Origin of the sequence: Pseudomonas sp. (assembly GCF_048269965.1) — a bacterium.
Taxonomy (GTDB): Bacteria; Pseudomonadota; Gammaproteobacteria; order Pseudomonadales; family Pseudomonadaceae; genus Aquipseudomonas.
Window position 1 is genome coordinate 324,967 of record NZ_JBLWTV010000003.1, and the last position, 25,546, is coordinate 350,512.

Annotated in this window: 20 protein-coding genes and 3 tRNA genes; 6 read left to right on the top strand and 17 right to left on the bottom strand. The window is 61.9% G+C overall.

Annotated features, from left to right (window positions below; all coding sequences use genetic code 11):
• The first annotated feature begins 1 nt into the window (after nucleotide 1).
• From ACN0X6_RS05740 to fabI, 3 genes are read left to right on the top strand one after another with little or no spacing between them, the layout of a single operon-like run.
• On the top strand, nucleotides 2-1,021 hold the full coding sequence (locus ACN0X6_RS05740) for an ABC transporter permease (RefSeq protein ID WP_092375695.1): 1,020 nt from the start codon (nucleotides 2-4) through the stop codon (nucleotides 1,019-1,021).
• A 1-nt stretch (nucleotide 1,022) separates the two neighbouring features.
• The gene (locus ACN0X6_RS05745) at nucleotides 1,023-2,636 is read left to right on the top strand and encodes an ABC transporter ATP-binding protein (RefSeq protein WP_417702682.1); all 1,614 of its coding nucleotides are present in this window, start codon (nucleotides 1,023-1,025) and stop codon (nucleotides 2,634-2,636) included.
• Nucleotides 2,637-2,664: 28 nt separating this feature from the next.
• Nucleotides 2,665-3,459: an enoyl-ACP reductase FabI gene (fabI, locus tag ACN0X6_RS05750; protein ID WP_074678102.1), complete on the top strand. Its 795-nt coding sequence runs from the start codon at nucleotides 2,665-2,667 to the stop codon at nucleotides 3,457-3,459.
• A gap of 139 nt (nucleotides 3,460-3,598) precedes the next feature.
• Here fabI and ACN0X6_RS05755 read toward each other — a convergent pair whose 3' ends face one another.
• The 9 genes from ACN0X6_RS05755 to ACN0X6_RS05795 form a co-directional block, all read right to left on the bottom strand.
• Nucleotides 3,599-5,446: a SurA N-terminal domain-containing protein gene (locus ACN0X6_RS05755; protein WP_417702683.1), complete on the bottom strand. Its 1,848-nt coding sequence runs from the start codon at nucleotides 5,444-5,446 to the stop codon at nucleotides 3,599-3,601.
• 195 nt (nucleotides 5,447-5,641) lie between these two features.
• Nucleotides 5,642-5,914 carry a nucleoid-associated protein HU-beta gene (hupB, locus tag ACN0X6_RS05760; RefSeq protein ID WP_003239952.1) on the bottom strand — a complete coding sequence of 91 codons (273 nt, stop codon included), beginning with the start codon at nucleotides 5,912-5,914 and terminating at the stop codon, nucleotides 5,642-5,644.
• Nucleotides 5,915-6,049: 135 nt separating this feature from the next.
• Nucleotides 6,050-8,446, bottom strand: a complete 2,397-nt coding sequence (gene lon / locus ACN0X6_RS05765; RefSeq protein ID WP_417702684.1) for an endopeptidase La — start codon at nucleotides 8,444-8,446, stop codon at nucleotides 6,050-6,052.
• Between the two features lie 149 nt (nucleotides 8,447-8,595).
• Complete coding sequence (gene clpX, locus ACN0X6_RS05770; protein ID WP_017676722.1) at nucleotides 8,596-9,876, bottom strand: ATP-dependent Clp protease ATP-binding subunit ClpX; 1,281 nt, start codon at nucleotides 9,874-9,876, stop codon at nucleotides 8,596-8,598.
• Nucleotides 9,877-9,983: 107 nt separating this feature from the next.
• Entirely contained in the window at nucleotides 9,984-10,625 is a 642-nt protein-coding gene (clpP, locus tag ACN0X6_RS05775) for an ATP-dependent Clp endopeptidase proteolytic subunit ClpP (RefSeq protein WP_160017909.1), read from the bottom strand.
• A 94-nt stretch (nucleotides 10,626-10,719) separates the two neighbouring features.
• Nucleotides 10,720-12,030 carry a trigger factor gene (gene tig / locus ACN0X6_RS05780; protein WP_417702685.1) on the bottom strand — a complete coding sequence of 437 codons (1,311 nt, stop codon included), beginning with the start codon at nucleotides 12,028-12,030 and terminating at the stop codon, nucleotides 10,720-10,722.
• Nucleotides 12,031-12,158: 128 nt separating this feature from the next.
• A tRNA-Leu gene (locus ACN0X6_RS05785) sits at nucleotides 12,159-12,243 on the bottom strand.
• Nucleotides 12,244-12,299: 56 nt separating this feature from the next.
• Nucleotides 12,300-12,375, bottom strand: a tRNA-His gene (locus ACN0X6_RS05790).
• A gap of 39 nt (nucleotides 12,376-12,414) precedes the next feature.
• Nucleotides 12,415-12,491: transfer RNA gene (locus tag ACN0X6_RS05795), tRNA-Arg, on the bottom strand.
• Nucleotides 12,492-12,760: 269 nt separating this feature from the next.
• On the opposite strand from ACN0X6_RS05795, the gene folD reads away from it, so the two are divergent.
• The gene (gene folD, locus ACN0X6_RS05800; protein WP_417702686.1) at nucleotides 12,761-13,615 is read left to right on the top strand and encodes a bifunctional methylenetetrahydrofolate dehydrogenase/methenyltetrahydrofolate cyclohydrolase FolD; all 855 of its coding nucleotides are present in this window, start codon (nucleotides 12,761-12,763) and stop codon (nucleotides 13,613-13,615) included.
• A gap of 119 nt (nucleotides 13,616-13,734) precedes the next feature.
• Here the strand turns inward: folD and ACN0X6_RS05805 are convergent, their stop codons facing one another.
• From ACN0X6_RS05805 to ACN0X6_RS05830, 6 genes are read right to left on the bottom strand one after another with little or no spacing between them, the layout of a single operon-like run.
• Nucleotides 13,735-15,477: an ABC transporter substrate-binding protein gene (locus ACN0X6_RS05805; protein WP_417702687.1), complete on the bottom strand. Its 1,743-nt coding sequence runs from the start codon at nucleotides 15,475-15,477 to the stop codon at nucleotides 13,735-13,737.
• A 51-nt stretch (nucleotides 15,478-15,528) separates the two neighbouring features.
• Nucleotides 15,529-15,801 (bottom strand): DUF2160 domain-containing protein, encoded by a 273-nt coding sequence (locus tag ACN0X6_RS05810; RefSeq protein WP_003239937.1) that lies wholly within the window; start codon nucleotides 15,799-15,801, stop codon nucleotides 15,529-15,531.
• 12 nt (nucleotides 15,802-15,813) lie between these two features.
• Nucleotides 15,814-16,614, bottom strand: coding sequence for a carbohydrate ABC transporter permease (locus ACN0X6_RS05815; RefSeq protein WP_160017905.1), 801 nt, complete (start codon nucleotides 16,612-16,614; stop codon nucleotides 15,814-15,816).
• A gap of 8 nt (nucleotides 16,615-16,622) precedes the next feature.
• Entirely contained in the window at nucleotides 16,623-17,486 is an 864-nt protein-coding gene (locus ACN0X6_RS05820) for a carbohydrate ABC transporter permease (protein ID WP_417702688.1), read from the bottom strand.
• Complete coding sequence (locus ACN0X6_RS05825; RefSeq protein ID WP_417702689.1) at nucleotides 17,483-18,580, bottom strand: ABC transporter ATP-binding protein; 1,098 nt, start codon at nucleotides 18,578-18,580, stop codon at nucleotides 17,483-17,485. The genes ACN0X6_RS05820 and ACN0X6_RS05825 overlap by 4 nt, the downstream gene beginning before the upstream one ends.
• The gene (locus ACN0X6_RS05830) at nucleotides 18,580-19,674 is read right to left on the bottom strand and encodes an ABC transporter ATP-binding protein (RefSeq protein WP_417702690.1); all 1,095 of its coding nucleotides are present in this window, start codon (nucleotides 19,672-19,674) and stop codon (nucleotides 18,580-18,582) included. The genes ACN0X6_RS05825 and ACN0X6_RS05830 overlap by 1 nt, the downstream gene beginning before the upstream one ends.
• Nucleotides 19,675-19,932: 258 nt before the next feature.
• Here ACN0X6_RS05830 and ACN0X6_RS05835 point away from each other — a divergent pair, with 258 nt between their 5' ends.
• Nucleotides 19,933-21,762 carry a sigma-54-dependent Fis family transcriptional regulator gene (locus tag ACN0X6_RS05835; protein WP_417702691.1) on the top strand — a complete coding sequence of 610 codons (1,830 nt, stop codon included), beginning with the start codon at nucleotides 19,933-19,935 and terminating at the stop codon, nucleotides 21,760-21,762.
• Nucleotides 21,763-21,857: 95 nt separating this feature from the next.
• On the top strand, nucleotides 21,858-22,997 hold the full coding sequence (gene blaPRC, locus ACN0X6_RS05840) for a PRC family class C beta-lactamase (RefSeq protein ID WP_417702692.1): 1,140 nt from the start codon (nucleotides 21,858-21,860) through the stop codon (nucleotides 22,995-22,997).
• Between the two features lie 114 nt (nucleotides 22,998-23,111).
• On the opposite strand, the gene ACN0X6_RS05845 is transcribed toward blaPRC, so the two are convergent.
• Complete coding sequence (locus tag ACN0X6_RS05845; RefSeq protein ID WP_417702693.1) at nucleotides 23,112-24,239, bottom strand: acyl-CoA dehydrogenase family protein; 1,128 nt, start codon at nucleotides 24,237-24,239, stop codon at nucleotides 23,112-23,114.
• 84 nt (nucleotides 24,240-24,323) lie between these two features.
• A complete protein-coding gene (locus ACN0X6_RS05850) occupies nucleotides 24,324-25,514 on the bottom strand; it encodes an acetyl-CoA C-acyltransferase (protein WP_417702694.1) in 1,191 nt (396 codons plus the stop codon).
• Nucleotides 25,515-25,546: the final 32 nt, after the last annotated feature.

Below are 25,546 nucleotides of genomic sequence, written 5' to 3' on the forward strand. Positions count from 1 at the left end.
CATGAAACTTTCCCCTCTCAATCGACGCCGCTTCGACCGTTTCAAGGCGCACAAGCGTGGCTGGTGGTCGCTGTGGCTGTTTCTCATCCTGTTTGGCCTGAGCCTCGGTGCCGAACTGATCGCCAACGACAAGCCGCTGGCCGTGCGTTACGACGGGCAGTGGTATTTTCCGGTGCTCAAGCGCTACCCGGAAACCGTGTTCGGCGGCGAATTCCCGCTGCAGGCCAACTACAAGAGCCCCTACATTCAGGACCTGATAGCGGAAAAGGACGGCTGGATGATCTGGCCGCCCATCCCATTCAGCTATTCGAGCATCAACTACGACCTGGAAGTACCGGCACCTGCACCACCCTCGGCGCAGAATTGGCTGGGCACCGACGATCAGGGCCGTGACGTACTGGCACGGGTGATCTACGGCTTTCGCATCTCGGTGCTGTTCGCCCTGATCCTGACCCTGGCCAGCTCGGTGATCGGTGTGATCGCCGGCGCGCTGCAGGGCTTCTATGGCGGCTGGGTCGACCTGATCGGTCAACGCTTTCTGGAAATCTGGTCAGGTCTGCCGGTGCTCTATCTGCTGATCATCCTGGCCAGCTTCGTGCAGCCCAATTTCTGGTGGTTGCTGGGCATCATGCTGCTGTTCTCCTGGATGAGCCTGGTCGACGTGGTGCGCGCCGAGTTCCTGCGTGGGCGCAATCTCGAGTACGTGCGCGCGGCGCGGGCGCTGGGCATGGAGAATGGCGCCATCATGTTCCGCCATATCCTGCCCAACGCCATGGTCTCGACCATGACCTTCATGCCCTTCATCCTCACTGGCGCGATCGGCACCCTGACGGCTCTGGACTTCCTCGGTTTCGGCCTGCCCCCTGGCGCGCCATCGCTGGGTGAACTGGTCGCTCAGGGCAAGAGCAACCTGCAGGCACCCTGGCTGGGTATCAGCGCCTTCGCCGTATTGGCGATCATGCTGAGCCTGCTGGTATTCATCGGTGAAGCTGCCCGCGATGCCTTCGACCCGAGGAAATGACATGAGCCAGAACGAAACCCTGCTGCAAGTACGCGACCTGGCCGTCGAGTTCGTCACGGGCGAGCAGTGCCAGCGCGTGGTCGAGAACGTCAGCTTCGACATTCACAAAGGCGAGACCCTGGCCCTGGTCGGTGAAAGTGGCTCGGGCAAGTCGGTCACCGCGCACTCGATCCTGCGCCTGCTGCCCTACCCGCTCGCGCGCCATCCACACGGCAGCATCGAGTACGCCGGTGAAGACCTGCTCAAGCTCAGCGAAGGCCGCCTGCGCGGCATTCGCGGCAACCGCATCGCCATGGTCTTTCAGGAGCCGATGACCTCGCTCAACCCGCTGCACTGCATCGAGAAGCAGATCAACGAGGTGCTTGCCCTGCACAAGGGCCTGCGCGGCAAGGCCGCCAGCGCGCGTACCCTGGAACTGCTGGAGCTGGTCGGCATCCCGGAACCGAAGAAGCGCCTGAAGGCCTACCCCCACGAACTCTCAGGCGGCCAACGGCAGCGCGTGATGATCGCCATGGCCCTGGCCAATGAACCTCAACTGCTGATCGCCGACGAGCCGACCACCGCCCTGGACGTCACCGTACAGCTGAAGATCCTCGAATTGCTCAAGGATCTGCAGGCGCGCCTGGGCATGTCGCTGCTGCTGATCAGCCACGACCTCAACCTGGTTCGCAGAATTGCCCACCGCGTATGTGTCATGCAACGCGGTCGCATCGTCGAACAGGCGTCGTGTGAAGAATTGTTCCAGGCTCCGCAGCATCCCTACACCCAGGAACTGCTCGGTGCCGAGCCCAGCGGCGACCCTGCGGCCAACCCTGCGGGCCAGCCGCTGCTGGAAGTGGACGACCTGCGCGTGTGGTTCCCGATCAAAAAGGGCCTGCTGCGCCGGACGGTGGATCATGTCAAAGCGGTGGACGGTATCAACTTCAGCCTGCCCCAGGGTCAGACCCTGGGCATCGTCGGTGAAAGTGGTTCCGGCAAATCCACACTGGGCATGGCCATTCTGCGGCTGCTCGGCAGTCGCGGTGATATCCGCTTTCAGGGTCAGCAGTTGCAGGGCCTGAGTCAGCAGGAAGTACGCCCGCTGCGCAGGCAGATGCAGGTGGTGTTTCAGGACCCCTTCGGCAGCCTGAGCCCACGCATGTCGGTGAGCCAGATCGTCGGTGAGGGTCTGCGCATTCACGGCATGGGCAACGAGGCGGAGCAGGAACAAGCCATCATCGACGCGCTTTTGGAGGTAGGGCTGGACCCGCAGACGCGGCATCGCTACCCCCACGAGTTTTCTGGCGGGCAACGGCAGCGGATTGCCATTGCCCGGGCACTGGTGTTGAAACCGGCGCTGATCCTGCTCGACGAGCCCACTTCGGCGCTCGACCGCACGGTGCAGCGTCAGGTGGTGGAGTTGTTGCGCGGCTTGCAGGCCAAGTACAACCTGACCTATCTGTTTATCAGCCATGACCTGGCGGTAGTCAGAGCGCTGAGCCACCAGTTGATGGTGGTCAAGCAGGGCCAGGTGGTCGAACAGGGGTCTGCCGAGTCGATCTTCAATGCACCGCAACACCCTTATACGCAGCAATTGCTGGAAGCCGCTTTTCTGGCCCCGGCAACGGCTCACTGATCCTTGAAACAGGAAGAGGAATAGCACAATGGGTTTTCTAACCGGTAAGCGCGTACTCATCGTTGGCGTTGCCAGCAAACTGTCCATCGCCTCGGGCATCGCCGCCGCCATGCACCGCGAAGGTGCCGAGCTGGCCTTCACCTACCAGAACGAGAAGCTCAAGGGCCGCGTAGAAGACTTCGCTGCCGGCTGGGGCTCCAGCGCCGACCTGTGCTTCCCTTGCGATGTGGCCAGCGACGAGGAAATCGCTTCAGTGTTCGAAGCGCTGAGCAAGAAATGGGATGGCCTGGACTGCATCGTACACTCGGTCGGCTTCGCTCCGGGCGATCAGCTCAACGGCGACTTCACCGACGTCACCACCCGTGAAGGCTTCAAGATCGCCCACGACATCAGCGCCTACAGCTTCGTTGCCCTGGCCAAGGCCGGTCGCGAGATGATGAAAGGCCGCAACGGCAGCCTGCTCACCCTCTCCTACCTGGGCGCCGAGCGCACCATGCCCAACTACAACGTCATGGGCATGGCCAAGGCCAGCCTGGAGGCCGGCGTACGCTACCTGGCCGGCAGCCTCGGTCCGGAAGGCACCCGCGTCAACGCCATCTCCGCCGGCCCGATCCGCACCCTGGCGGCCAGCGGCATCGCCAGCTTCCGCAAGATGCTGGCCGCCAACGAGAAGCAGACTCCGCTGCGCCGCAACGTTACCATCGAGGAAGTCGGCAATGCCGGCGCTTTCCTCTGCTCCGATCTGGCTTCGGGCATCAGCGGTGAAATCATGTACGTCGACGGCGGCTTCAACACCACCGCCATGGGCGCCATGGAAGACTGACAGGTTAGCGCCCGGCCCTGGTGCCGGGCGCGACTCGATGCCGCCAGCGGCGTCCTGTCAGGCAATAAAAAACCCGCACGACGTGCGGGTTTTTTATTGCCTGCTCAAGCCCCCCTAGAAGGGACCTGAGCGACTTTACTCAGAAGCGCTCGACATCAGCCTGGGCTTCCAGCTGCTTGCGCAGTGCGGCGAAGTCCTGCTGACCGGCACGCGACGCCAGGAAGTTGCGGTACATGGCGATTTCTTCGTCAGCCAGCGCCTCTTCCGGCACATTCACGCCATCGAGGCGCAGCACCACGTAGTCACCATTGTTCAACGTCACACCGGCGAAGGTCGGCTCACCCGCCTTGGCGGGCTTGGGCATGCGGAACAGCGCCTGCAGCACCTTCGGCTCGACGCCATCCTGACTGCGAGTGGCCGCTTCCTGAACCTGCCAGTCAGCAGCAGCCTGCTCACCGGCCTGGGCGGCAGCCAATTGCTTCTCACCCTCGGCCTTGGCAGCAGCACTGGCACGTTCCTGCTGCAGATGGGCACGAATGCTTTCAGCAACCTGTTCCAGGGGCAGTTGCTCAGGCTTCTTGTGTTCCTTGACGCGCACGACGACCACGGTGCTCGGATCCAGCTCGATGGTCGAGCTGTTGGTACCGTCTTCCAGAACCTCTGGGCTGAATGCAGCCTGCAGCACCTGACGGTTGGCAGTGATGCCAGTGGCGCCACCTTCACGACCGAAGGCTTCGCTGGTCTTGACCTCAAGCCCCAGCTCCTGGGCCGGCTGAGCCAGATCCGATGCTTCGAATGCGGCGTCCTCCAACTGCTTGGTCGCCTCGACGAAGCGCTGCTCGACCTGCTGCGCCTTGAAGTCACGCGCCAGCTTGTCCTTGAGGCTGTCGAAGCTGGGTACGTCTGGAGCCTGAACACCTAGCAGCTTGATCAGGTGCCAGCCGAACTCGCTCTGCACGGGATCGGAAACCTGCCCCTGCTGCAGCGCATAGAGCGCCTCCTCGAAAGCCGGATCGTAAACGCCAGGACCGGCGTAACCCAGATCACCACCGTCGGCAGCCGAACCTGGGTCCTGCGAGAACTCCTTGGCCAGAGCAGCGAAATCTTCGCCAGCGTCCACACGCGCCTTGATCTCTTCGATCTTGGTACGCGCGGCCTGGTCATCGCCCTCGATAAGGATGTGCGCAGCCTGACGCTGCTCAGCCAGGTTGGCGATCTCGCTCTCGTACAGCGGCTGCAGGTCGTCATCGCTGACTTCGACCTGATCGAAGAAGCTGTCCTTCTCCAGCTCGACGTACTCCAGCACGACCTGCTCAGGGCTCATGAACTCGCTGGCGTGCTCGTCGTAATAGGCGTTGACGTCGCTATCGCTCAACTCGATCGCAGCACTATCGGCCTTGATGGTGAGGCTAGCGAAGTCGCGGGTCTGCCGCTCGAGATTGGCGAAGGCACGCGCCTCCTGCTCGGTGACGAAGCTACTGGCACCGAGACCGGCACGCAGTTGTCCGATCAGCATTTCCTCTTCCAGCATCTGGCGGAACTGCAGGCGGGTGTAACCCATCTGGCGAATGACCTGATCGAAGCGCGCGGCATCGAAGCGGCCATCTACCTGAAATTCGGGAGTTTGCAGAATCACCTGGTCCAGCGATCCCTGCGAGAAGGCGAAATGAGCGTCATCGGCTGCTTGCAGCAGCAGCCTGCGCTCGATCAGGCCCTTGAGCGAAGCCTCACGCAGCAGGTTGTCATCGAGCAGCGAGGCATCGAAATCGCGACCCAGTTGCTGCAGCAGTTGACGACGCTGCATTTCAACGGCCTGGTTGAGCTCGTTGAGGGTAATGGTGTCACCGTTCACGTCGGCCGCATTGTTGCGATTGCTGGTCCCCGTGACGATGGCTTCGAAACCGGTAAACGCCATCAGCATCACAATGAGGCCGATGATGATTTTGGCAATCCAACCGCGTGAATTGTCCCTGATGTTTTGCAGCATGCTTCCCCCAGAACGACTGTACAGAGTCACCAGCCGCGCAGTGTGGGTAATGTCCAGATAGAAGAAAGGCGCATCCTTGGATGCGCCTTCTCGTAACGCGTCAAGCGGTCAGAGCAGAAGAGTCTAGGACTACCTGCGCTGCCCCTTGACAGCCGCCAGACTGAGCCTGGACGGCGAGGCAAACCCAGAAGACGCTTAGTTGACGGCGTCTTTCAGAGCCTTGCCAGCTTTGAAGCCTGGGATCTTGGCAGCAGCGATGCTGATCGGCTTGCCGGTCTGCGGGTTGCGACCAGTGCGTGCAGCACGCTCTTTCACAGCGAAGGTGCCGAAGCCAACCAGCACAACGGAGTCACCAGCCTTCAGAGCGCCAGTGACGGATTCAATCACTGCATCCAGCGCGCGGCCAGCAACAGCTTTCGGGATATCAGCAGATGCAGCGATGGCATCGATCAGTTCCGACTTGTTCACTCTAAGTCCCCTTATTTCTGTTGAGTTTGTTTCTTGATTTTTAGTGTAAGCAAAGCGGGTGCTGGATGGCCTGCCGACACAATAAAAGCCGCTTTATAACAAGGGCTCAAAAATTGTGTCAAGGAAGCCCTCCGGCTAATGCGTGCTAATTCGCTCCTTGGAATCAGACTCGCGCTTGTCATCCGTTGCAACCATCTCCGGAGCCGCATCGGGCAAGGGCTCCGGGGCGTATTGCAGCGCAATTTGCAGGACCTCGTCAATCCATTTAACCGGTTTAATCTGCAGGTCTTGCTTAATATTTTCCGGAATTTCCTTCAGATCACGCACATTCTCCTCGGGAATGATCACCGTCTTGATCCCACCCCGATGAGCTGCCAGAAGTTTTTCCTTGAGGCCACCGATGGCCAGCACCTGGCCACGCAGGGTGATTTCTCCGGTCATGGCCACGTCCGCTCGCACGGGAATCTGGGTCAATGCCGATACCAGTGCCGTGCACAAACCAATGCCTGCGCTCGGGCCGTCCTTGGGCGTGGCACCTTCCGGCATATGGATGTGAACGTCGCGCTTCTCGTTGAAATCAGCCGGGATCCCCAGGCTTTTCGCGCGACTGCGAACCACCGTCATGGCTGCCGTCATCGACTCTGCCATGACATCACCCAGCGAGCCGGTCTTGATCAGATTGCCCTTGCCAGGCACCACAGCCGTCTCGATGGTGAGCAGCTCACCACCCACCTGCGTCCAGGCCAGACCGGTCACCTGACCGATCTGATCCTGCTGTTCGGCGAGACCATAGCGATGCTTGCGCACCCCCAGGAAGTGCTCCAGGGAATCGGCGCTGACGGTGACCTGAAAACGCTTCTCGCGCACATGTTCCTTGACCACCTTGCGGCAGACCTTGGCGATTTGCCGCTCCAGACTGCGCACGCCAGCCTCACGCGTGTAGTAGCGAATGATGTCGCGAATAGCCGACTCATCCAGCTCCAGCTCGCCCTTCTTCAGGCCATTGGCCTGAATCTGCTTGGGCGCCAGGTACTTGATGGCGATGTTGACCTTCTCGTCCTCGGTGTAACCCGGCAGGCGAATGACCTCCATCCGATCCAGCAGCGGGCCGGGGATGTTCATCGAGTTGGCGGTACAGAGGAACATCACATCCGACAGGTCATAGTCGACCTCCAGATAGTGATCGTTGAAATTGTGGTTCTGCTCAGGGTCGAGCACTTCGAGCAGCGCCGAGGCAGGATCACCGCGCATGTCCTGCCCCATCTTGTCGATCTCGTCGAGCAAAAACAGCGGGTTGCGCACGCCGACCTTGGTCATCTTCTGAATCAGACGACCCGGCATCGAGCCGATGTAGGTGCGGCGGTGACCACGAATCTCGGCCTCGTCACGCACGCCACCGAGCGCCATGCGCACGAATTTGCGATTGGTGGCAGTGGCGATGGACTCGGCCAGCGAGGTCTTGCCCACGCCGGGCGGGCCGACCAGGCACAGCACCGGCCCCTTGAGCTTCTTCACCCGCTTCTGCACGGCGAGATACTCGAGGATGCGCTCCTTGACCTCCTCCAGACCGTAGTGATCGGCATCGAGAATGGTCTCGGCACGCGCCAGATCCAGACGAACCTTGCTCTCGGCCTTCCACGGTACATTCACCAGCCAATCGATGTAGGAGCGCACCACCGTGGCTTCAGCGGACATCGGCGACATCTGCTTGAGCTTGTTCAGCTCGGCATTGGCCTTGGTCAGGGCTTCCTTGGTCAGACCCGCGTTATCGATGCGCTTGCGCAGTTCGTCGAGCTCGCTATGGCCTTCATCGATATCGCCCAGCTCCTTCTGAATGGCCTTCATCTGCTCATTCAGGTAGTACTCACGCTGGCTGCGCTCCATCTGTTTCTTCACGCGGCCACGAATACGCTTCTCGACCTGCAGCAGGTCGATCTCGGCATCCAGCAGGGCCAGTACATGCTCGACCCGAGCGGACAGCGAGGTGATTTCGAGGATTTCCTGCTTCTGCTCGATCTTCAGCGCCATGTGCGCGGCCATGGTGTCGACCAGGCGGCTGGGCTCATCGATGCTGTTGAGCGAAGACAGGACTTCGGCCGGAACCTTCTTGCCCAGCTGCACGTACTGCTCGAACTGGCTGAGCAGACTGCGGGTGAAGACTTCCGATTCGCGCTCGGCAGTTTCGCCCTCCTCGATCAGTTGCACTTCGGCACGGCAATGATCATCGAGCTCGATGAAACGCTCGATCGAGCCGCGCTGCTCACCTTCGACCAGCACCTTGACGGTGCCGTCGGGCAGCTTGAGCAACTGCAGGACGGTGGCAACGGTGCCAACGCGATACAGATCCTGATCATCCGGATCATCGACGGCCGGGTTCTTCTGGGCCACCAGCAGGATCTGCTTGTCGCCCGTCATCGCAGCCTCGAGGGCCTCGATGGATTTCTCACGCCCGACGAAAAGCGGGATGACCATGTGCGGATAGACCACTACATCGCGCAATGGCAGGAGAGGCAATTCGATGGCTGTCTTCATGATTTCGGCTCAGCGGCGGCCATGAGGCCGTAAACAGGCGGGATTACCCTTGGCTTTTAAGATGGGGGTAGCTCCCGTAAAAAACAAGCGCAATGTCCACAAAAGCGAAGGGGCCCGAGGGGCCCCTTCTTTGCATCGTGTAACTGCTGTCAGGCGTCTGGCGCGGCCTTCGCCGGCGGTTCGCTGTTCTCGTAGATCAGCAGCGGCTTGGACGAACCCTCGATGACGCTCTCGTCGATCACCACCTTGCTCACGTCCTGCTGGGACGGGATCTCGTACATGGTGTCGAGCAGAATGCCCTCGAGAATCGAACGCAGGCCACGAGCACCGGTCTTGCGCTCCAGCGCCTTCTGCGCAACGGATTTCAGCGCATCGGAACGGAATTCCAGGTCCACGCCTTCCATCTCGAACAGCTTGGCGTACTGCTTGGTCAACGCGTTCTTCGGCTCGGTGAGAATCTGCACCAGAGCAGCCTCGTCCAGCTCCTCCAGCGTCGCGATCACCGGCAGACGACCGACGAACTCGGGAATCAGGCCGAATTTGACCAGATCGTCCGGCTCGACCTCACGCAGAGATTCGCCGATTTTCTTGCCTTCCTGCTTGCTGCGCACTTCTGCACCGAAACCGATACCGCCTCGGGTGGAGCGGGCCTGAATGACTTTCTCCAGGCCGGCGAACGCACCGCCACAGATGAACAGGATGTTGCGCGTATCGACCTGCAGAAATTCCTGCTGCGGATGCTTGCGCCCGCCTTGCGGCGGAACCGAAGCAACGGTGCCCTCGATCAGCTTGAGCAGCGCCTGCTGCACGCCCTCGCCCGACACGTCACGAGTGATCGACGGGTTGTCGGACTTGCGCGAAATCTTGTCGATTTCGTCGATGTAGACGATGCCCATCTGGGCCTTCTCGACATCGTAATCGCACTTCTGCAGCAGCTTCTGAATGATGTTCTCGACGTCCTCACCGACATAACCGGCTTCGGTCAGGGTGGTGGCGTCAGCGATGGTGAACGGTACGTTGAGCAGGCGTGCGAGCGTTTCGGCCAGCAGCGTCTTACCCGAACCGGTCGGACCGATCAGTAGAATGTTGCTCTTGCCCAGCTCGACATCATCTTTCTTGTCACGCTGATTAAGACGCTTGTAGTGGTTGTATACAGCTACCGACAGCACTTTCTTCGCGCGCTCCTGACCGATCACGTACTGATCGAGGATGCCGCTGATTTCCTTGGGTGCCGGAAGTTTGTGCGCGCTGCTCTCAGCCTGTGCTTCCTGCACCTCCTCGCGGATGATGTCATTGCACAGGTCGACGCATTCGTCGCAGATGAAGACGGAAGGACCGGCGATCAACTTGCGCACTTCATGCTGGCTTTTGCCGCAGAAGGAGCAATAAAGCAGTTTGCCGTTGTCCTCACCGTTACGGGTATCAGTCATTCGATCAATCCAATACGGTAGGCTTGAAACACAAGATGAAGGCAAATGCGGGCATTTTCAAGGGCGCGGCTCGCGTCAGTGAAGGATGCCCGCAACCAATACCTTATCTAGACCGGCATTTGACGCTTTTCGTGCACGGCATCGACGAGACCGTACTCCACGGCGCGCGAAGCGCTCATGAAGTTGTCGCGGTTGGTATCGCGCTCGATGACTTCCAGGCTCTGACCGGTGTGGTGTGCCAGCAGCTCGTTCAAGCGCTCACGAATAAAGAGGATTTCCTTGGCGTGAATCTCGATGTCCGAGGCCTGCCCCTGGAAGCCGCCCAGCGGCTGGTGAATCATCACGCGCGAGTTCGGCAGGCAGAAACGCTTGCCCTTGGCGCCACCAGCCAGCAGGAATGCACCCATGCTGCAGGCCTGACCGATGCAGGTAGTGGACACGTCCGCCTTGATGAACTGCATGGTGTCGTAGATCGCCATGCCGGCAGTCACCGAGCCACCCGGCGAGTTGATGTACAGATGAATGTCCTTGTCCGGATTCTCTGCTTCCAGAAACAGCAGCTGGGCGCAGATCAGGTTGGCCATGTAGTCCTCGACCGGGCCAACCAGAAAGATCACGCGCTCCTTGAGCAGACGCGAATAGATGTCATAGGCACGCTCGCCACGAGCGGATTGCTCGATGACCATCGGCACCAGGCCGCCAGCGGCCTGGATTTCAGGCATGTTTTGCATAAAAGGATTGCGGGACATGTCTTGCGCTCACTCCCTAATAGTCATGTCTCAAATACACATAAGCCAGCACGGAGGCTGGCTTATGGTGGTGTACTCGAACGAGGTTACCAGATCAGTCGGCTTTAGGAGCTTCCGCCGGCTTGACTGCGTCTTCGTAGGAAACCGCTTTATCGGTCACGTTGGCCTTCTGCAGAACAGTATCTACAACTTGCTCTTCCAGTACAACCGAACGCACTTCGTTCATCTGCTGGTCGTTCTTGTAGTACCAGGCAACGACCTGCTCAGGCTCCTGGTAAGCCGAGGCCATCTCTTCGATCAGCTCGCGTACGCGGGCTTCGTCAGGCTTGAGATCGAACTGCTTGACCACTTCGGCAACGATCAGGCCCAGCACCACACGGCGCTTGGCTTGCTCTTCGAACAGCTCGGCCGGCAGCTGGTCTGGCTTGATGTTGCCACCGAACTGCTGAACGGCCTGCACGCGCAGACGGTTCACTTCGTTGCCGATCAGCGCCTTCGGCACTTCGACCGGGTTGGCAGCCAACAGGCCGTCCATTACCTGGTTCTTGACCTTGGACTTGATGGCCTGACGCAGTTCGCGCTCCATGTTCTTGCGAACTTCGGCGCGGAAACCTTCCAGACCACCTTCCTTGATACCGAACAGGGCGAAGAACTCGTCATTCAGCTCAGGCAGTTGCGGGGCGGAAACGCTGTTCACGGTAACGGTGAACTCGGCGGTCTTGCCGGCCAGATCGAGGTTCTGGTAATCCTCGGGGAAGGTCGGATTGATCACGCGCTCTTCACCGGCCTTGGCACCAACCAGGGCATCTTCGAAGCCCGGGATCATGCGGCCGGAGCCCAGCACCAGCTGGGTGCCCTTGGCGCTACCGCCAGCGAAGGCTTCGCCGTCGATCTTGCCGACGAAATCGATGTTCAGCTGATCGCCATTCTCGGCAGCGCGCTCAACAGCTTCGAAGCGGGTGTTCTGCTTGCGCAGGATGTCGAGCATGTTGTCGACGTCGCTGTCAGCCACATCGGCTTCCAGGCGCTCGATGGCAATGGAATCGAAACCGGAAACCTGAAACTCGGGGAATACTTCGAAGGTAGCGACGTATTCCAGATCCTTGCCCTTCTCGAAGGACTTGGGCTCTACAGCCGGAGCACCGGCCGGGTTCAGCTTCTGCTCGACCACGGCTTCATAGAAGGTAGCCTGGATCAGGTCGCCCAGCGCTTCCTGACGAGCGGTATCTTCGTAGCGCTGACGGATCACGCTCATCGGCACCTTGCCAGGACGGAAGCCAGGAACCTTGGCACGACGGGCAGTCTGCTGCAGACGCTTGTTGACTTCGGTCTCGATGCGCTCGACGGGTACGCCGACAGTCATGCGGCGCTCAAGAGCAGAAGTGCTTTCAACAGAAACTTGCATGGATATTCCTCGTTGCACAGACATAAGCCGGCTCGAACCGGCCCCGAATCAAGGCCAAGCATTCTAGAGGGTCAATGTGCAGAAGTCACCCTAGAAGCAGGCGGCAGTCGGGAGGGGCTATATAAAGATGGTGCGGACGGAGAGACTCGAACTCTCACACCTTGCGGCGCCAGAACCTAAATCTGGTGTGTCTACCAATTCCACCACGTCCGCGTGGCTTTGCAGCTTAAAACAAAAACGCCAGGCTTTTGGCCTGGCGCTTTGGAATATGGGGTGGACGATGGGAATCGAACCCACGACACCAGGAGCCACAATCCTGTGCTCTACCAACTGAGCTACGCCCACCATATTGCATTTGCTTACTCGATTTGCCTGACCGCCAAATGGCGCACCCGGCAGGACTCGAACCTGCGACCATCCGCTTAGAAGGCGGATGCTCTATCCAGCTGAGCTACGGGCACTTATCCATCCGCTAGCGCAGACTTACAAGCTTTTGGCTCCAACCTCACCACCAGGGCTTGGCTCTTGCCGCCTCACCCAGCGAGTGGCTGTTCCTGAGAAGCGGGGCGAATGTTATAGACGGCTCCCCACCTCGTCAACAGAAATTTTCAAAAAAATTCAGCGATTTAAAGGAGTTACGCGAAAACGACGGCAGGCGCCTTTGCCCAAGTGAGCGCCCATGCGAGAATGCGCGTCCTTTTTTCATCCTTATTAATGGTTAACCAGCGCAATGACCGCACAACTGATCGACGGCAAGGCGATCGCCGCCAGCCTCCGCCAGCAGATTGCCCAACGTGTCGCCGAACGCCGCCAGCAAGGCCTTCGTGCGCCAGGCCTGGCCGTGATCCTGGTCGGCACCGATCCCGCCTCCCAGGTCTATGTGTCACATAAACGCAAGGATTGCGAAGAGGTCGGCTTTGTTTCCCGCGCCTATGATCTGCCGGCAGAGACCAGCCAGGCCGACTTGCTCGCGCTGATCGACGAACTCAACGAAGACCCGGCCATCGACGGCATCCTGGTGCAACTGCCGCTGCCGGAGAACCTGGACTCGTCCCTGCTGCTCGAACGCATTCGCCCGGACAAGGATGTCGATGGCTTCCACCCCTACAACATCGGCCGTCTGGCGCAGCGCATGCCGCTGCTGCGCCCGTGCACACCGAAGGGCATCATGACCCTGCTGGAAAGCACCGGTGCCGATCTGTACGGCATGCATGCCGTGGTAGTGGGCGCCTCCAATATCGTCGGTCGGCCCATGGCCATGGAGCTGCTGCTGGCCGGTTGCACCGTCACCGTCACCCACCGCTTTACCAAGGACCTGGCCGGCCACGTCGGCCAGGCCGATATCGTCGTGGTCGCAGCCGGCAAGCCTGGGCTGGTAAAAGGTGAGTGGATCAAGCCAGGCGCCATCGTCATCGACGTCGGCATCAACCGTCAGGCAGACGGCAAGCTGGTCGGCGACGTGACCTTTGATGCCGCCCTGCCCCGCGCCGGCTGGATCACCCCGGTTCCAGGCGGCGTTGGCCCGATGACCCGCGCCGGCCTCCTGGAAAACACCCTGCACGCGGCCGAGCATCTGCATAAATAAGCGGTACGGCTGAATGAAAAACGGCACCCTAGGGTGCCGTTTTTTATCGCGGCTGAAGCCGCTCCCACAGGGAAGGAAGCCCCCTCGCCGAAGGGCTTCAGCCACTGCGCCCCTGAGATTCAGTTACGCGACTGTTCCCAGGACTTGAGCAACTCGTCATAGGCGATGGTTTCGCCTTTGGGTTTCTCGTTGGCCAGCTTGGGCTTCGGCGCACCGGGCTGGTCGAACCAGTACTGCGGATCGCGCGGCTCGTTCAGTTTCGGCCCGCACTCACCCAGCACACCCGAGCGCTCCAGACGACCGAGCATGGTGTCCTGCGCCGCAGCCAGGCCATCGAGCGCCTGTTGCGGCGTCTTGTCACCACTGGCCGCTTCGGCGATGAATTGCCACCAGAGCTGAGCCAGACGCGGATAATCCGGCACGTTGGTGCCGGTCGGCGTCCATTGCACGCGCGCCGGGCTGCGGTAGAACTCCACCAGACCACCGAGCTTGGGCGCCACGTCGGTCATGGCCTGCGAGTTGATGTCCGACTCACGAATCGGCGTCAGGCCGACCAGGGTCTTCTTCAGCGACACGGTCTTGGAGGTGACGAACTGCGCGTAGAGCCAGGCGGCCAGGCGCTGTTTCTCCGGGGTGGACTTGAGGAAGGTCCAGGAGCCGGTGTCCTGATAGCCCAGCTTCATGCCCTCTTCCCAGTACGGTCCCTTGGGCGACGGCGCCATGCGCCACTTCGGCGTGCCGTCTTCGTTGACCACCGGCAGGCCGGGCTTGGTCATGTCGGCGGTGAAGGCGGTGTACCAGAAGATCTGCTGGGCGATTGCGCCCTGCGCCGGCACCGGCCCGGCTTCGGAGAAGGTCATGCCCTGCGCTTCCGGCGGCGCGTACTGGCGCATCCAGTCGACGTATTTCTGCGTGGCGAATACCGCCGCCGGGCCATTGGTGTCGCCGCCACGGGCAACGCTGGAACCCACCGGACGACAACCGTCGACACGAATGCCCCACTCGTCCACCGGCAGACCGTTGGGCAGGCCCTTGTCGCCGCCGCCGGCCATGGAGAACCAGGCATCGGTGAAGCGCCAGCCCAGCGACGGGTCTTTCTTGCCGTAGTCCATGTGGCCGTAGACGCGCTGACCGTCGATTTCCTTGACATGCACCGAGAAGAACTCGGCGATGTCCTCATAGGCCGACCAGTTGACCGGCACGCCCAGCTCGTAGCCGTAGATTTCCTTGAACTTGGCCTTGAGCTCCGGGCGCTCGAACCAGTCGGCACGGAACCAGTAGAGGTTGGCGAATTGCTGGTCGGGCAGTTGGTAGATTTTCTTGTCCGGCCCGGTGGTGAAGGAAATGCCGATGAAGTCTTCGAGATCCAGGGTCGGCGAGGTGAAGTCCTTGGCCTCGCCCTCGATCATGTCACTGATCGCCACGGCCTTGCCGTAACGCGCATGGGTGCCGATCAGGTCGGAGTCGTTGACCCAGCCGTCGTAGATGTTCTTGTCCGACTGCATCTGCGTCTGCAGTTTCTCGACAACGTCGCCTTCCTGCAGCAGATCGTGGCGCAGCTTGATCCCGGTGATCTCGCTGAACGCCTTGGCCAGCACCTTGGACTCGTATTCGTGGGTGGTGATGGTTTCCGACACCACGCTGATGTCCATGCCGCGAAACGGCTCGGCGGCCTTGATGAACCATTTCAGCTCTTCGAGTTGCTGTTCGGGCGTCAGGGTCGAGGGATTGAACTCATCATTGATCCATTTCTTCGCGGCCTCTTCATAGGCATCCGCCCAGGCCGCACCGCTCAAACCGGACAACGCCAGCAGGGCGGCCAACGCCATGCTATGTCGGGTCTTGTTGTTATTGTCGAACATAGAGACCTCCATCTCAGGATTTGGGGAGAGGCATACCGGCGGCAGCCCGGCTCAGCCCCAGCGCATGACTGCGCACAACCACAACAGTGATAGCAGCGACGCTATCCACACGCTCCAGTCGGTCACGCCTATCACCAGCAGATGCAGGTAGGCGCTGCCGAGCAGACCGATGAACAACCGATCACCCCGGGTGGTGGTGATCGGCAGAAACCCCTTGCGCTCGACGCACGGCCAGCGCAGCTCGACCAGCGTCATGCCGGCCAGCAGTACGGCAATGCCGCCGAAGAACAGCGCGGTCGGTAGAGTCCAGGCCATCCAACTCATGACGAACCTCCCTTACACGCGACCGAGGGCGAAGCCCTTGGCCACATGGTTGCGAACGAACCAGATCACCAGCATCCCCGGAAGGATGGTCAGTACCCCGGCAGCAGCCAGCACGCCCCAGTCGATGCCCGAGGCGGACACGGTACGTGTCATCACCGCCGCGATCGGCTTGGCGTCCACCGAGGTCAGGGTGCGCGCCAGCAGCAACTCGACCCAGGAGAACATGAAGCAGAAGAAGGCGGTGACGCCGATGCCGGAGCGGATCAGCGGAATGAAGATCTTCACGAAGAATGTCGGGAAACTGTAGCCGTCGATATAGGCCGTCTCGTCGATTTCCTTGGGCACGCTGGACATGAAGCCCTCGAGAATCCACACCGCCAGCGGCACGTTGAACAGGCAGTGCGCCAGCGCCACGGCGATATGGGTGTCGAACAGGCCGATGGACGAATAGAGCTGGAAGAACGGCAGCAGGAACACCGCCGGCGGCGCCATGCGATTGGTCAGCAGCCAGAAGAACAGGTGCTTGTCGCCGAGAAAGCGATAGCGCGAGAAGGCATAAGCCGCCGGCAGCGCCACGCTGAGCGAGATCAGGGTGTTGAGGCTGACGTAGTACAGCGAGTTGAGGTAACCCTCGTACCAGCTGCGGTCAGTGAAAATCACCCGGTAGTTGTCCAGGGTGAAACTCTGTGGCCACAGGCTGAGCCCACCGAGAATCTCGGTGTTGCTCTTGAACGACATGTTCAGCAGCCAGTAGATCGGCACCAGCAGGAATAGAAAGTAGATCAGCAGTACCAGGCGTTTGCGCAGCGTCATGGTCGGCCTCAGCGAGTTTTGTCGTCGTGAGTCATGGCGGTGTAGAACAGCCAGGACACCAGCAGGATGATCAGGAAGTACACCAGCGAGAACGCCGCCGCCGGGCCCAGGTCGAACTGGCCGATGGCCATTTGCGTCAGGGTCTGGCTGAGGAAGGTGGTGGCGTTGCCCGGCCCGCCGCCGGTGAGCACGAACGGTTCGGTGTAGATCATGAAGCTGTCCATGAAGCGCAGCATCACCGCGATCAGCAGCACGCTTTTCAGCTTGGGCAGCTGGATATGGCGGAACACCGCCCAGTTCGACGCGCGGTCGATGCGCGCCGCCTGGTAGTAGACGTCGGGAATGGCGCGCAGGCCGGAGTAGCACAACAGCGCCACCAGCGAGGTCCAGTGCCAGACATCCATGATCAGCACCGTCACCCAGGCGTCCATGGTGTTGGATGCATAGTTGTAGCTGATGCCCAGCGCATTCAGCGCCCAGCCCATCAGCCCGATGTCGGCGCGGCCGAAGATCTGCCAGATGGTACCGACCACGTTCCACGGAATCAGCAGCGGAATGGCCATCAGGATCAGGCACAGCGACGCCCAGCGCCCGCGCGTCGGCATGCACAGGGCAATAGCGATGCCCAGCGGAATCTGGATCAGCAGCACGCAGGCGGAAAAGATGAACTGACGCAGCAGCGAGTCGTGCAGGCGCGGGTCCTGCAGTACCTGGCGATACCAGTCGACGCCGACGAAGTAGCGCGTGGACGGGTCGAAGATGTCCTGCACCGAATAGTTGACCACCGTCATCATCGGCACGATGGCGCTGAACGCCACCAGCAGGAACACCGGCAATACCAGCCACCAGGCCTTGTTGTTCTGCACCTTCATGGCGCCACCTCCACCAGGTAGTCGTCGGCGTAAAGCATCAGCCACTGCGCCGGGAAGCTCAGGTACAACTGCTCACGCGGCACCGGCTGATCCTCCTGCAGGCGCACCTTGAGCACCTGGCCGTCGAGATCGAAGGTGAGAATCTTGTAGGTGCCGAGGTCCTCGACGTGCAGCACCTGGCCGCACAGCGCATCCTCGTAAGCGCCGTCCCAGATGTGCACGAACTCGGGGCGGATACCCACCTGCAGGCGTTTGCCATCCAGCTCGGCGAGACGCTGGTTGAGCGCGGCCGAGAGCGGCAGCTGAGTGCCAGCGAAACGCACCCCACCCTCACAGCGCTGCACGTCGATCAGATTCATGCCCGGGCTGCCGATGAAATAGCCGACGAAGGTGTGTCCGGGGCGCTCGAACAGCTCGCGCGGCGTGCCGAACTGGACGATCTGCCCGCCATACATCACCGCGATCTTGTCGGCGAAGGTAGAGGCCTCCAACTGATCGTGAGTGACGTAGACCATGGTGATGTTGAACTGCTCGTGAATCTGCTTGAGCTTGCGCCGCAGCTTCCACTTCAGGTGCGGGTCGATCACTGTCAGCGGCTCATCGAAGAGAATCGCCGACACATCGTCGCGCACCAACCCGCGGCCCATGGAGACCTTCTGCTTCTCGTCGGCGGTGAGGTTGCGCGCCTTCTTGTGCAGCAGCGGATGCAGCTCCAGCACCTCGGCGATCTCGTGCACCTTGCTCATCACCCGCGCCTCGTCCATGCCCTGGTTGCGCAGTGGGAAGGCCAGGTTGTCGAACACCGTCATGGTGTCGTAGACCACCGGAAACTGGAAAACCTGGGCGATGTTGCGCTCCTGCGGCGACAGCGTGTTGACCGCCTTGCCGTCGAACTGCACTTCGCCCTGGGACGGGCTGAGCAGACCGGAGATGATGTTGAGCAATGTGGACTTGCCGCAGCCTGACGGCCCCAGCAGCGCGTAGGCGCCACCCTGCTGCCAGACATGGTTCATCTCGCGAATCGCGTAATCTTCCGGCGCCTTCGGCACACCGCTGTAGCTGTGCGCCAGGTTGTGCAGACGAATCTCGGCCATCAGGCAGCCCTCCCCTGACGGCGACTGGGCGCCTGCACCAGTTGCCCATCGGCGGCGAAAACGAAGAGTTTGTGAGTGGGGATGTAGATCAGGATTGGCGTATCCACCGCATACTCGTGCACGCCCGGAAGGTGCAGCACCAGCACGAACTGCTCGTTGCGCACGTGAAGGAAGGTTTCCGAGCCGCTGATCTCGGCCAGCTCCACGGTCACCGCCAGCTCCAGGTCATCGTCGTTGGAAGGCACCAGGCCGATATGACTGGGGCGCACGCCGAAACGGTACTCGCCCTCGGCGATGTCGCGCAGGTCAGGGTTGAGCGGAAAGTGCACGCAATCGGCGAAACTCACCTCGGAGCCGCTGATGCGTCCGGGCAGCAAGTTGATCGCAGGTTCCGAGAACAGCTCGGCGGCCAGCACCTGCTGCGGACGGTGATAGACCTCGGCGGTCTTGCCACTCTGCACCACCCGGCCCTCGTGCAGGATGGTGGTGGTTCCGCCCAGGGCCAGCGCCTCGTTGGGCTCGGTAGTGGCGTAGATGGCGATGGTGTGGCGCGCCTGGAACAGCTCGCGCATTTCCTGGCGCAGCTCCTCGCGCAGTTTGTAGTCGAGGTTGACCAGCGGCTCGTCGAAGAGGATCAGCGAAGCATCCTTGACCAGCGCCCGAGCCATGGCCGTGCGCTGCTGCTGGCCGCCGGACAGCTCCAACGGATAGCGCGACAACAGTTTGTCGATGCGCAGCATGCGCGCGGTGGCCTCGACCTTCTCGACGATCTGCTCCTTGCCCACACCGGCCTGGCGCAGCGGCGAGGCGATGTTCTCGAACACCGTCAGGGTCGGGTAGTTGATGAACTGCTGATAGACCATCGACACGTTGCGCTGGCGCACCGGCATACCGGTGACATCGGCGCCGTTCATCAGCACACGGCCGCTGCTGGGCCGATCCAGACCGGCCATCAGCCGCATCAGGCTGGTCTTGCCGGCCAGGGTGCGGCCGAGCAGGACGTTGAAGGAGCCGGGTTCGAAACTCAGGCAGGCATCGTCGATATGCACCTGGCCGTCGACGATACGGGTGACGTGTTCGAGCTTGAGCGACATGGCCTGTCCTTTTTCTTGTCGTGCCATTCGATTGCGAACATCGATAGCGACAAGCGTGCCAGCACCCAAAAATCAGACATATCTATTTGATAAAAATCAAAAATCCCTTCGCGCCGATTGGCGCGCCAGTTTTCCACTGAACACTTTTGAACAGTCGAATGTGAACAACTGAACAATTCGTTCGTTGACTTTGAACAGGCTTGAACGAAACTGGATCGATCGCGGCGCAGATCGCGAACCAACAAGAAGAGATCATGTATGACAGAAGCTGCCCGCGCCCCGGCGCACGACACCCTCATCCAGGAGTCCTGGTCGCGCTGTCGTGACTATGGACTGACCCATCAGAGCCCGCCGCGCTTCGATCCACCAGCTGCCGGCGAACTGTCGGCCCTGCTGGAGAGCCGCCAGGCCCTGGTGCAGACCACCCACCAGGAAGTGCTGCCCTACTACGGCACCATCCTCGCCAATTCCAACTGCCTGATCATGCTCGCCGACGACCAGGGCCGACTGCTGCATTCCTGGGGCGACCAACGTTTCATCGAACCGCGCCAGGCCGCCGGTTTCGTCGCAGGCGCCAGTTGGCTGGAGCGCTACACCGGCACCAACGCCATCGGCACCGCGCTCAGTTGCGGCCAGGCGGTGCACATCCAGCACGACGAACACTTCCTCAAGGCCAACCGCTTCATGACCGGCTCGGCCTCGCCGATCTTCGACGAGCAACGGCGCATGATCGCCGTGCTCGACGTGTCCAGTGACAGCTACCTGCCGCCGGCGCACACCCTGGGCATGGTCAAGATGATGAGTCAGTCGGTGGAGAACCGCCTGATCCTCAAGCTGTTCGCCGACCAGTACCACCTGCTCAGCTTCAACACCAGCCTGGACAACCTCGACAGCCCCTGGGCTGGCCTGGTGGTGTTCGACGAGCAGGGCCACGTGGTGTCCGCCAATCGCCGCGCCGACAACCTGCTGGGCCAACCCCTGACCTACGGCGCCATCGAGCAGCTGTTCGACGTGCCGCTGCAACAGTTGCTCAATCAACCGGACGGCCAGCCCTTCAGCCTGCGCACCAGCGACCATTTTCGCTTTCATGCTCGGGTACGTCGCCCTGCCCGACCCGCTCCGATCCAGCCTCGCGACTTCCGCCCGCAAGCGGCGCAGAGCACACCGCAAGAGCCCCAACTGCATGCGCTGAGCGCGGGCGATGCGCGGATGGACAAGGCCGTGCGCCAGGCCGAACGCCTGCTGGAAAAGGACATTCCGATTCTGGTTCAGGGCGAAACCGGTGCCGGCAAGGAAGTGTTCGTCAAGGCGCTGCACCAAGCCAGTTCGCGTGCCAGTCAGCCGTTCATCGCAGTCAACTGCGCCGCCATTCCAGCGGAGCTGGTGGAGTCGGAGCTGTTCGGCTACGAGAAAGGCGCCTTCACCGGCGCCAGCCAGAAAGGCCACATCGGGCTGATCCGCAAGGCGCACAAGGGCACGCTGTTTCTCGACGAGATCGGCGACATGCCGCTGCGCGTGCAGGCGCGCCTGCTGCGCGTGCTGCAGGAACGCTGCGTGCAGCCGCTGGGCAGCAGCGACCTGCATCCGGTCGACGTGCGCCTGGTCTCGGCTACCAACCGTCCGCTGCGCCAGGACGTCGACAGCGGGCAATTTCGCGCCGACCTGTACTACCGCATCAGCGGCCTGAACCTGGAGCTGCCGCCACTGCGCGAACGCAGCGACAAGCAGGCGCTGTTCCAAAAACTGTGGGAGCAGCACCGCGAACCCCACCAGCGCGCGGGTATCAGCCGCGAGGTACTGGAGCTGTTTCAGCATCACCCCTGGCCAGGCAACCTGCGCCAACTCAGCAGCGTGCTGCGCGTGGCGCTGGCCATGGCCGACGACCAGCCCATCCGCGCCGAACACCTGCCGGACGACTTCTTTCTTGACCTGCCAACGGACACGACCCTGCAAGCACACCCCGAGCCCGACGATCTGGCCAGCCAGTACCAGGCGTGCGGCGGTAATATCTCCTACCTGGCCCGCCACCTTGGCCTGAGCCGTAATACCCTGTACAAGCGCCTGCGCGAACAGGGTGTCAGGCCCTGAACCATTGTTCGAAAAGTCGGCCCAAGCCATAGATTTGCCACCGCACTCGCTCGCCGAGCAGGACAGACATCGTCCCGCCACGAAAGGAACTCACCATGCGTCACCTGTACCGCCCCCTGTTCGCTGCACTGACGCTGCTGGCCGCCAGCCAGGCGTCGGCCTCGCCCTCACTGGACAAACAGGTCGGCGCCGCCGTGAAGCCGATGATGCAGAGCTACGCCATCCCCGGCATGGCCATCGCCATCAGTCACAAGGGGCAGCAACATTTCTTCGAATACGGCGTCGCCTCACGTGAGAGCGGCCAGGCCGTGGATCGCCACACCCTGTTCGAACTGGGCTCGATCAGCAAACTGTTCACCGCCACCCTCGGCGCCTACGCCGAGGCCAGCGGTACGCTGAACCTCAGCGACAACGCCAGCCAGTATCTGCCGGCCCTGCGCGGCACCGCCTTCGATCACATCAGCCTGCTGGATCTGGCCACCTACACCGCAGGCGGCCTGCCGCTGCAGTTTCCGGATGCGGTCAGCAGCGAACGACAGATGCTCGACTATTACCGCAACTGGCAGGCGGTCTATCCGCCGGGTATGCAGCGGCTGTATTCCAACCCCAGCATCGGCCTGTTCGGCCACCTGGCGGCCGCCAGCCTGGCCAAGCCGTTTCAGCAGTTGATGGAGCAGGACCTGCTGCCACAACTGGGCATGCAGGAAAGCTACGTACGGATACCGACCGAGCAGATCAGGCGCTATGCCTGGGGCTACCGCGACGACAAGGCCGTGCGCGTGAGCCCCGGCGCGCTGGATGCCGAAGCCTACGGCTTGAAATCCACTGCGGCCGACATGCTGCGCTTCATCGACGCCAACCTGCACCCGGACAAGCTGCCCGCACCGCTGCGCCAGGCCGTCAGCTCCACCCATCGCGGCTACTACCAGGTCGGTGACATGACCCAGGCCCTGGGCTGGGAGCGTTACACCTACCCCATCAGCCTGGAAAAACTGCTGGCTGGCAACTCCGCCGAGATGGCGCTGCAACCCCAGCCGGTGAAACGCTTCAGTGTTCCCGAACCGGCCGAGGGTGACCTGCTGCTGAACAAGACCGGCTCGACCAATGGCTTCGGCGCCTACATCCTGCTGCTGCCGGCGCGCGATACCGGCCTGGTGATACTCGCCAACCGCAACTACCCGAATGCCGAGCGTGTGCGCCTGGCGCTGCAGTTGCTCGAGGCCATCGATCACTAGCGCCTGCGCTCCCAGGCGCTAGTGGTGCACCTGACAACTCGCGTCAACCGCACCGGTCATTCGGGGGCCGGCGCAGCCTCTGGTGCGCACGGCGCACCCTACATAAACCGGCACTTACAGACTGCGCGCGATCACCATCCGCTGCACGTCGCTGGTGCCTTCATAGATCTGACACACGCGCACGTCGCGGTAGATGCGCTCGACCGGAAAGTCCTTGAGGTAACCGTAGCCACCTAGCGTCTGGATCGCCGCCGAACACACCCGCTCGGCCATCTCCGAGGCGAACAGCTTGGCCATCGAGGCCTCGGTCAGGCACGCCTGTCCCGCTTCGCGCAGGCTGGCGGCGTGGTGCACCATCTGCCGTGCCACAGCGATCTGCGTGGCCATGTCGGCCAGGCGAAAGGCCACGGCCTGGTGCTCGATGATCGGCTTGCCGAAAGTCACCCGCTCATGGGCGTAATCACGCGCCGCCTCGAATGCCGCCCGCGCCATGCCCACCGCTTGCGCGGCGATACCGATGCGTCCGCCTTCCAGGTTGGCCAGGGCGATGCGATAGCCCTCGCCCTCCTCGCCCAGGCGCAAGCTGGCCGGAATGCGCACCTCGTCGAGCTGGAGCTGGCAGGTGTCGGAGGCATGCTGACCGAGCTTGTCCTCGACCCTGGCCACGGAGAATCCCGGCGTGTCGGTGGGCACGATAAAGGCGCTGATGCCCTTCTTGCCCGCTTGCGGATCGGTGACGGCGAACACGATGACCATGCCGGCATGACTGCCGGAGGTGATGAACTGCTTGGCGCCGCTCAACACGTAGTGCTCGCCGTCACGCCGGGCGCGGGTGCGCAGGTCGCTGGCGTCGGAGCCGGCCTGCGGTTCGGTCAGGGCGAAGGCACCGAGCATCTTGCCCTCGGCCAGCGGGCGGAGAAAGCGCTGCTTCTGCTCCTCGCTGCCGTATTTGAGGATCGGCATGCAGCCCACCGAGTTATGCACGCTCATGATGGTGGAGCAGGCGCCATCGCCAGCCGCTACCTCCTCCAGGGCCATGGCGTAGGCCAGGTGGCCGGTCTCGGCGCCGCCCCACTGCTGCGGCACCAGCATGCCCATGAAGCCCAGTTGCCCCATCTCGGCAATGGCTTCGGCTGGGAAACGATGCTCGCGATCCCAGTCGGCGGCGAAGGGTTTCAACCGTTCCTGGGCAAACTGGCGGGCCATGTCACGGATCAGGATTTCTTCTTCGTTGGGCAGCATGGCTGGCTCCATACGTAGGGTGCGCCGTGCGCACCGCTGGTTGGCGGAAACTCTCGGTGCGCACGGCGCACCCTAGGGGTCGAGTCAATACAACTCGATAGCCACGGCAGTGGCTTCACCGCCACCGATGCACACGGAGGCCACGCCACGCTTGAGCTCGCGCTGCTCAAGCGCCGCCAGCAGCGTCACCAGAATGCGCGCACCGGATGCGCCGATGGGATGGCCCAGGGCACAGGCGCCGCCGTTTACGTTGAGTTTGTCGTGGTCGATGCCCAATTCACGCATGGCCACCATCGGCACCACGGCGAACGCCTCGTTGATCTCGAACAGGTCGATCGTCTCCAGTGGCCACTCGATACGCGCCAGCAAGCGCTGGATCGCCGAAACCGGAGCGGTGGTGAACAGATTCGGCGCCTGGGCGTGGCCAGCATGACCGACGATGCGCGCCAGCGGCGCCAGGCCGCGTTCCTGAGCCTCGGACAGGCGCATCAACAGCAGTGCGGCGGCGCCGTCGGAAATGGAGCTGGCATTGGCCGCCGTGACCGTGCCGCCCTCGCGGAACGCCGGCTTCAGGCCGGGTATCTTGTCCGGGCGGGCCTTGGGCGGCTGCTCATCGCTGCTGACCAGGCGCCGTTCACGCCCCTGTGGCGCCTGCACGGCGACGATCTCACGGGCGAAACTGCCGTCGGTTATCGCCTGCTGGGCGCGGCGCAGCGACTCCAGGGCATAGGCGTCCTGCTCCTCACGACTGAAGCGATACTGCTGCGCGCAATCCTCGGCAAAGGTGCCCATCAGCCGGCCGCGCTCGTAGGCGTCTTCCAGGCCGTCGAGGAACATGTGGTCGAGCACCTGGCCATGGCCCATGCGATAACCGCCACGGGCGCGCGCCAGCAAGTACGGCGCATTGGACATGCTCTCCATGCCACCGGCCACCAGCACATCGGCGCTGCCGGCAAGCAACTGGTCGTGACCGAGCATCAGCGCCTGCATACCGGAGCCACACATCTTGTTCAGCGTGGTGCACTGCGCCGCCTGGCTCAGCCCGGCGCCCAACGCGGCCTGGCGCGCCGGTGCCTGGCCCTGTCCGGCCTGCAGTACGCAGCCCATCAGTACCGTGTCCACTGCCTCGGCCGCGAGCCCGGCACGCTCCAGGGTCGAGCGGATGGCTACGGCGCCCAGTTCAGCCGCCGTCAGACCGGCCAGATCACCAAGAAAGCCGCCCATGGGCGTGCGCACTGCGCTGACGATAACCACGGGGTCGAGTTGCTGTTTCATGAGTTTCACCTTCGAATCGCGTAGCCCGGATG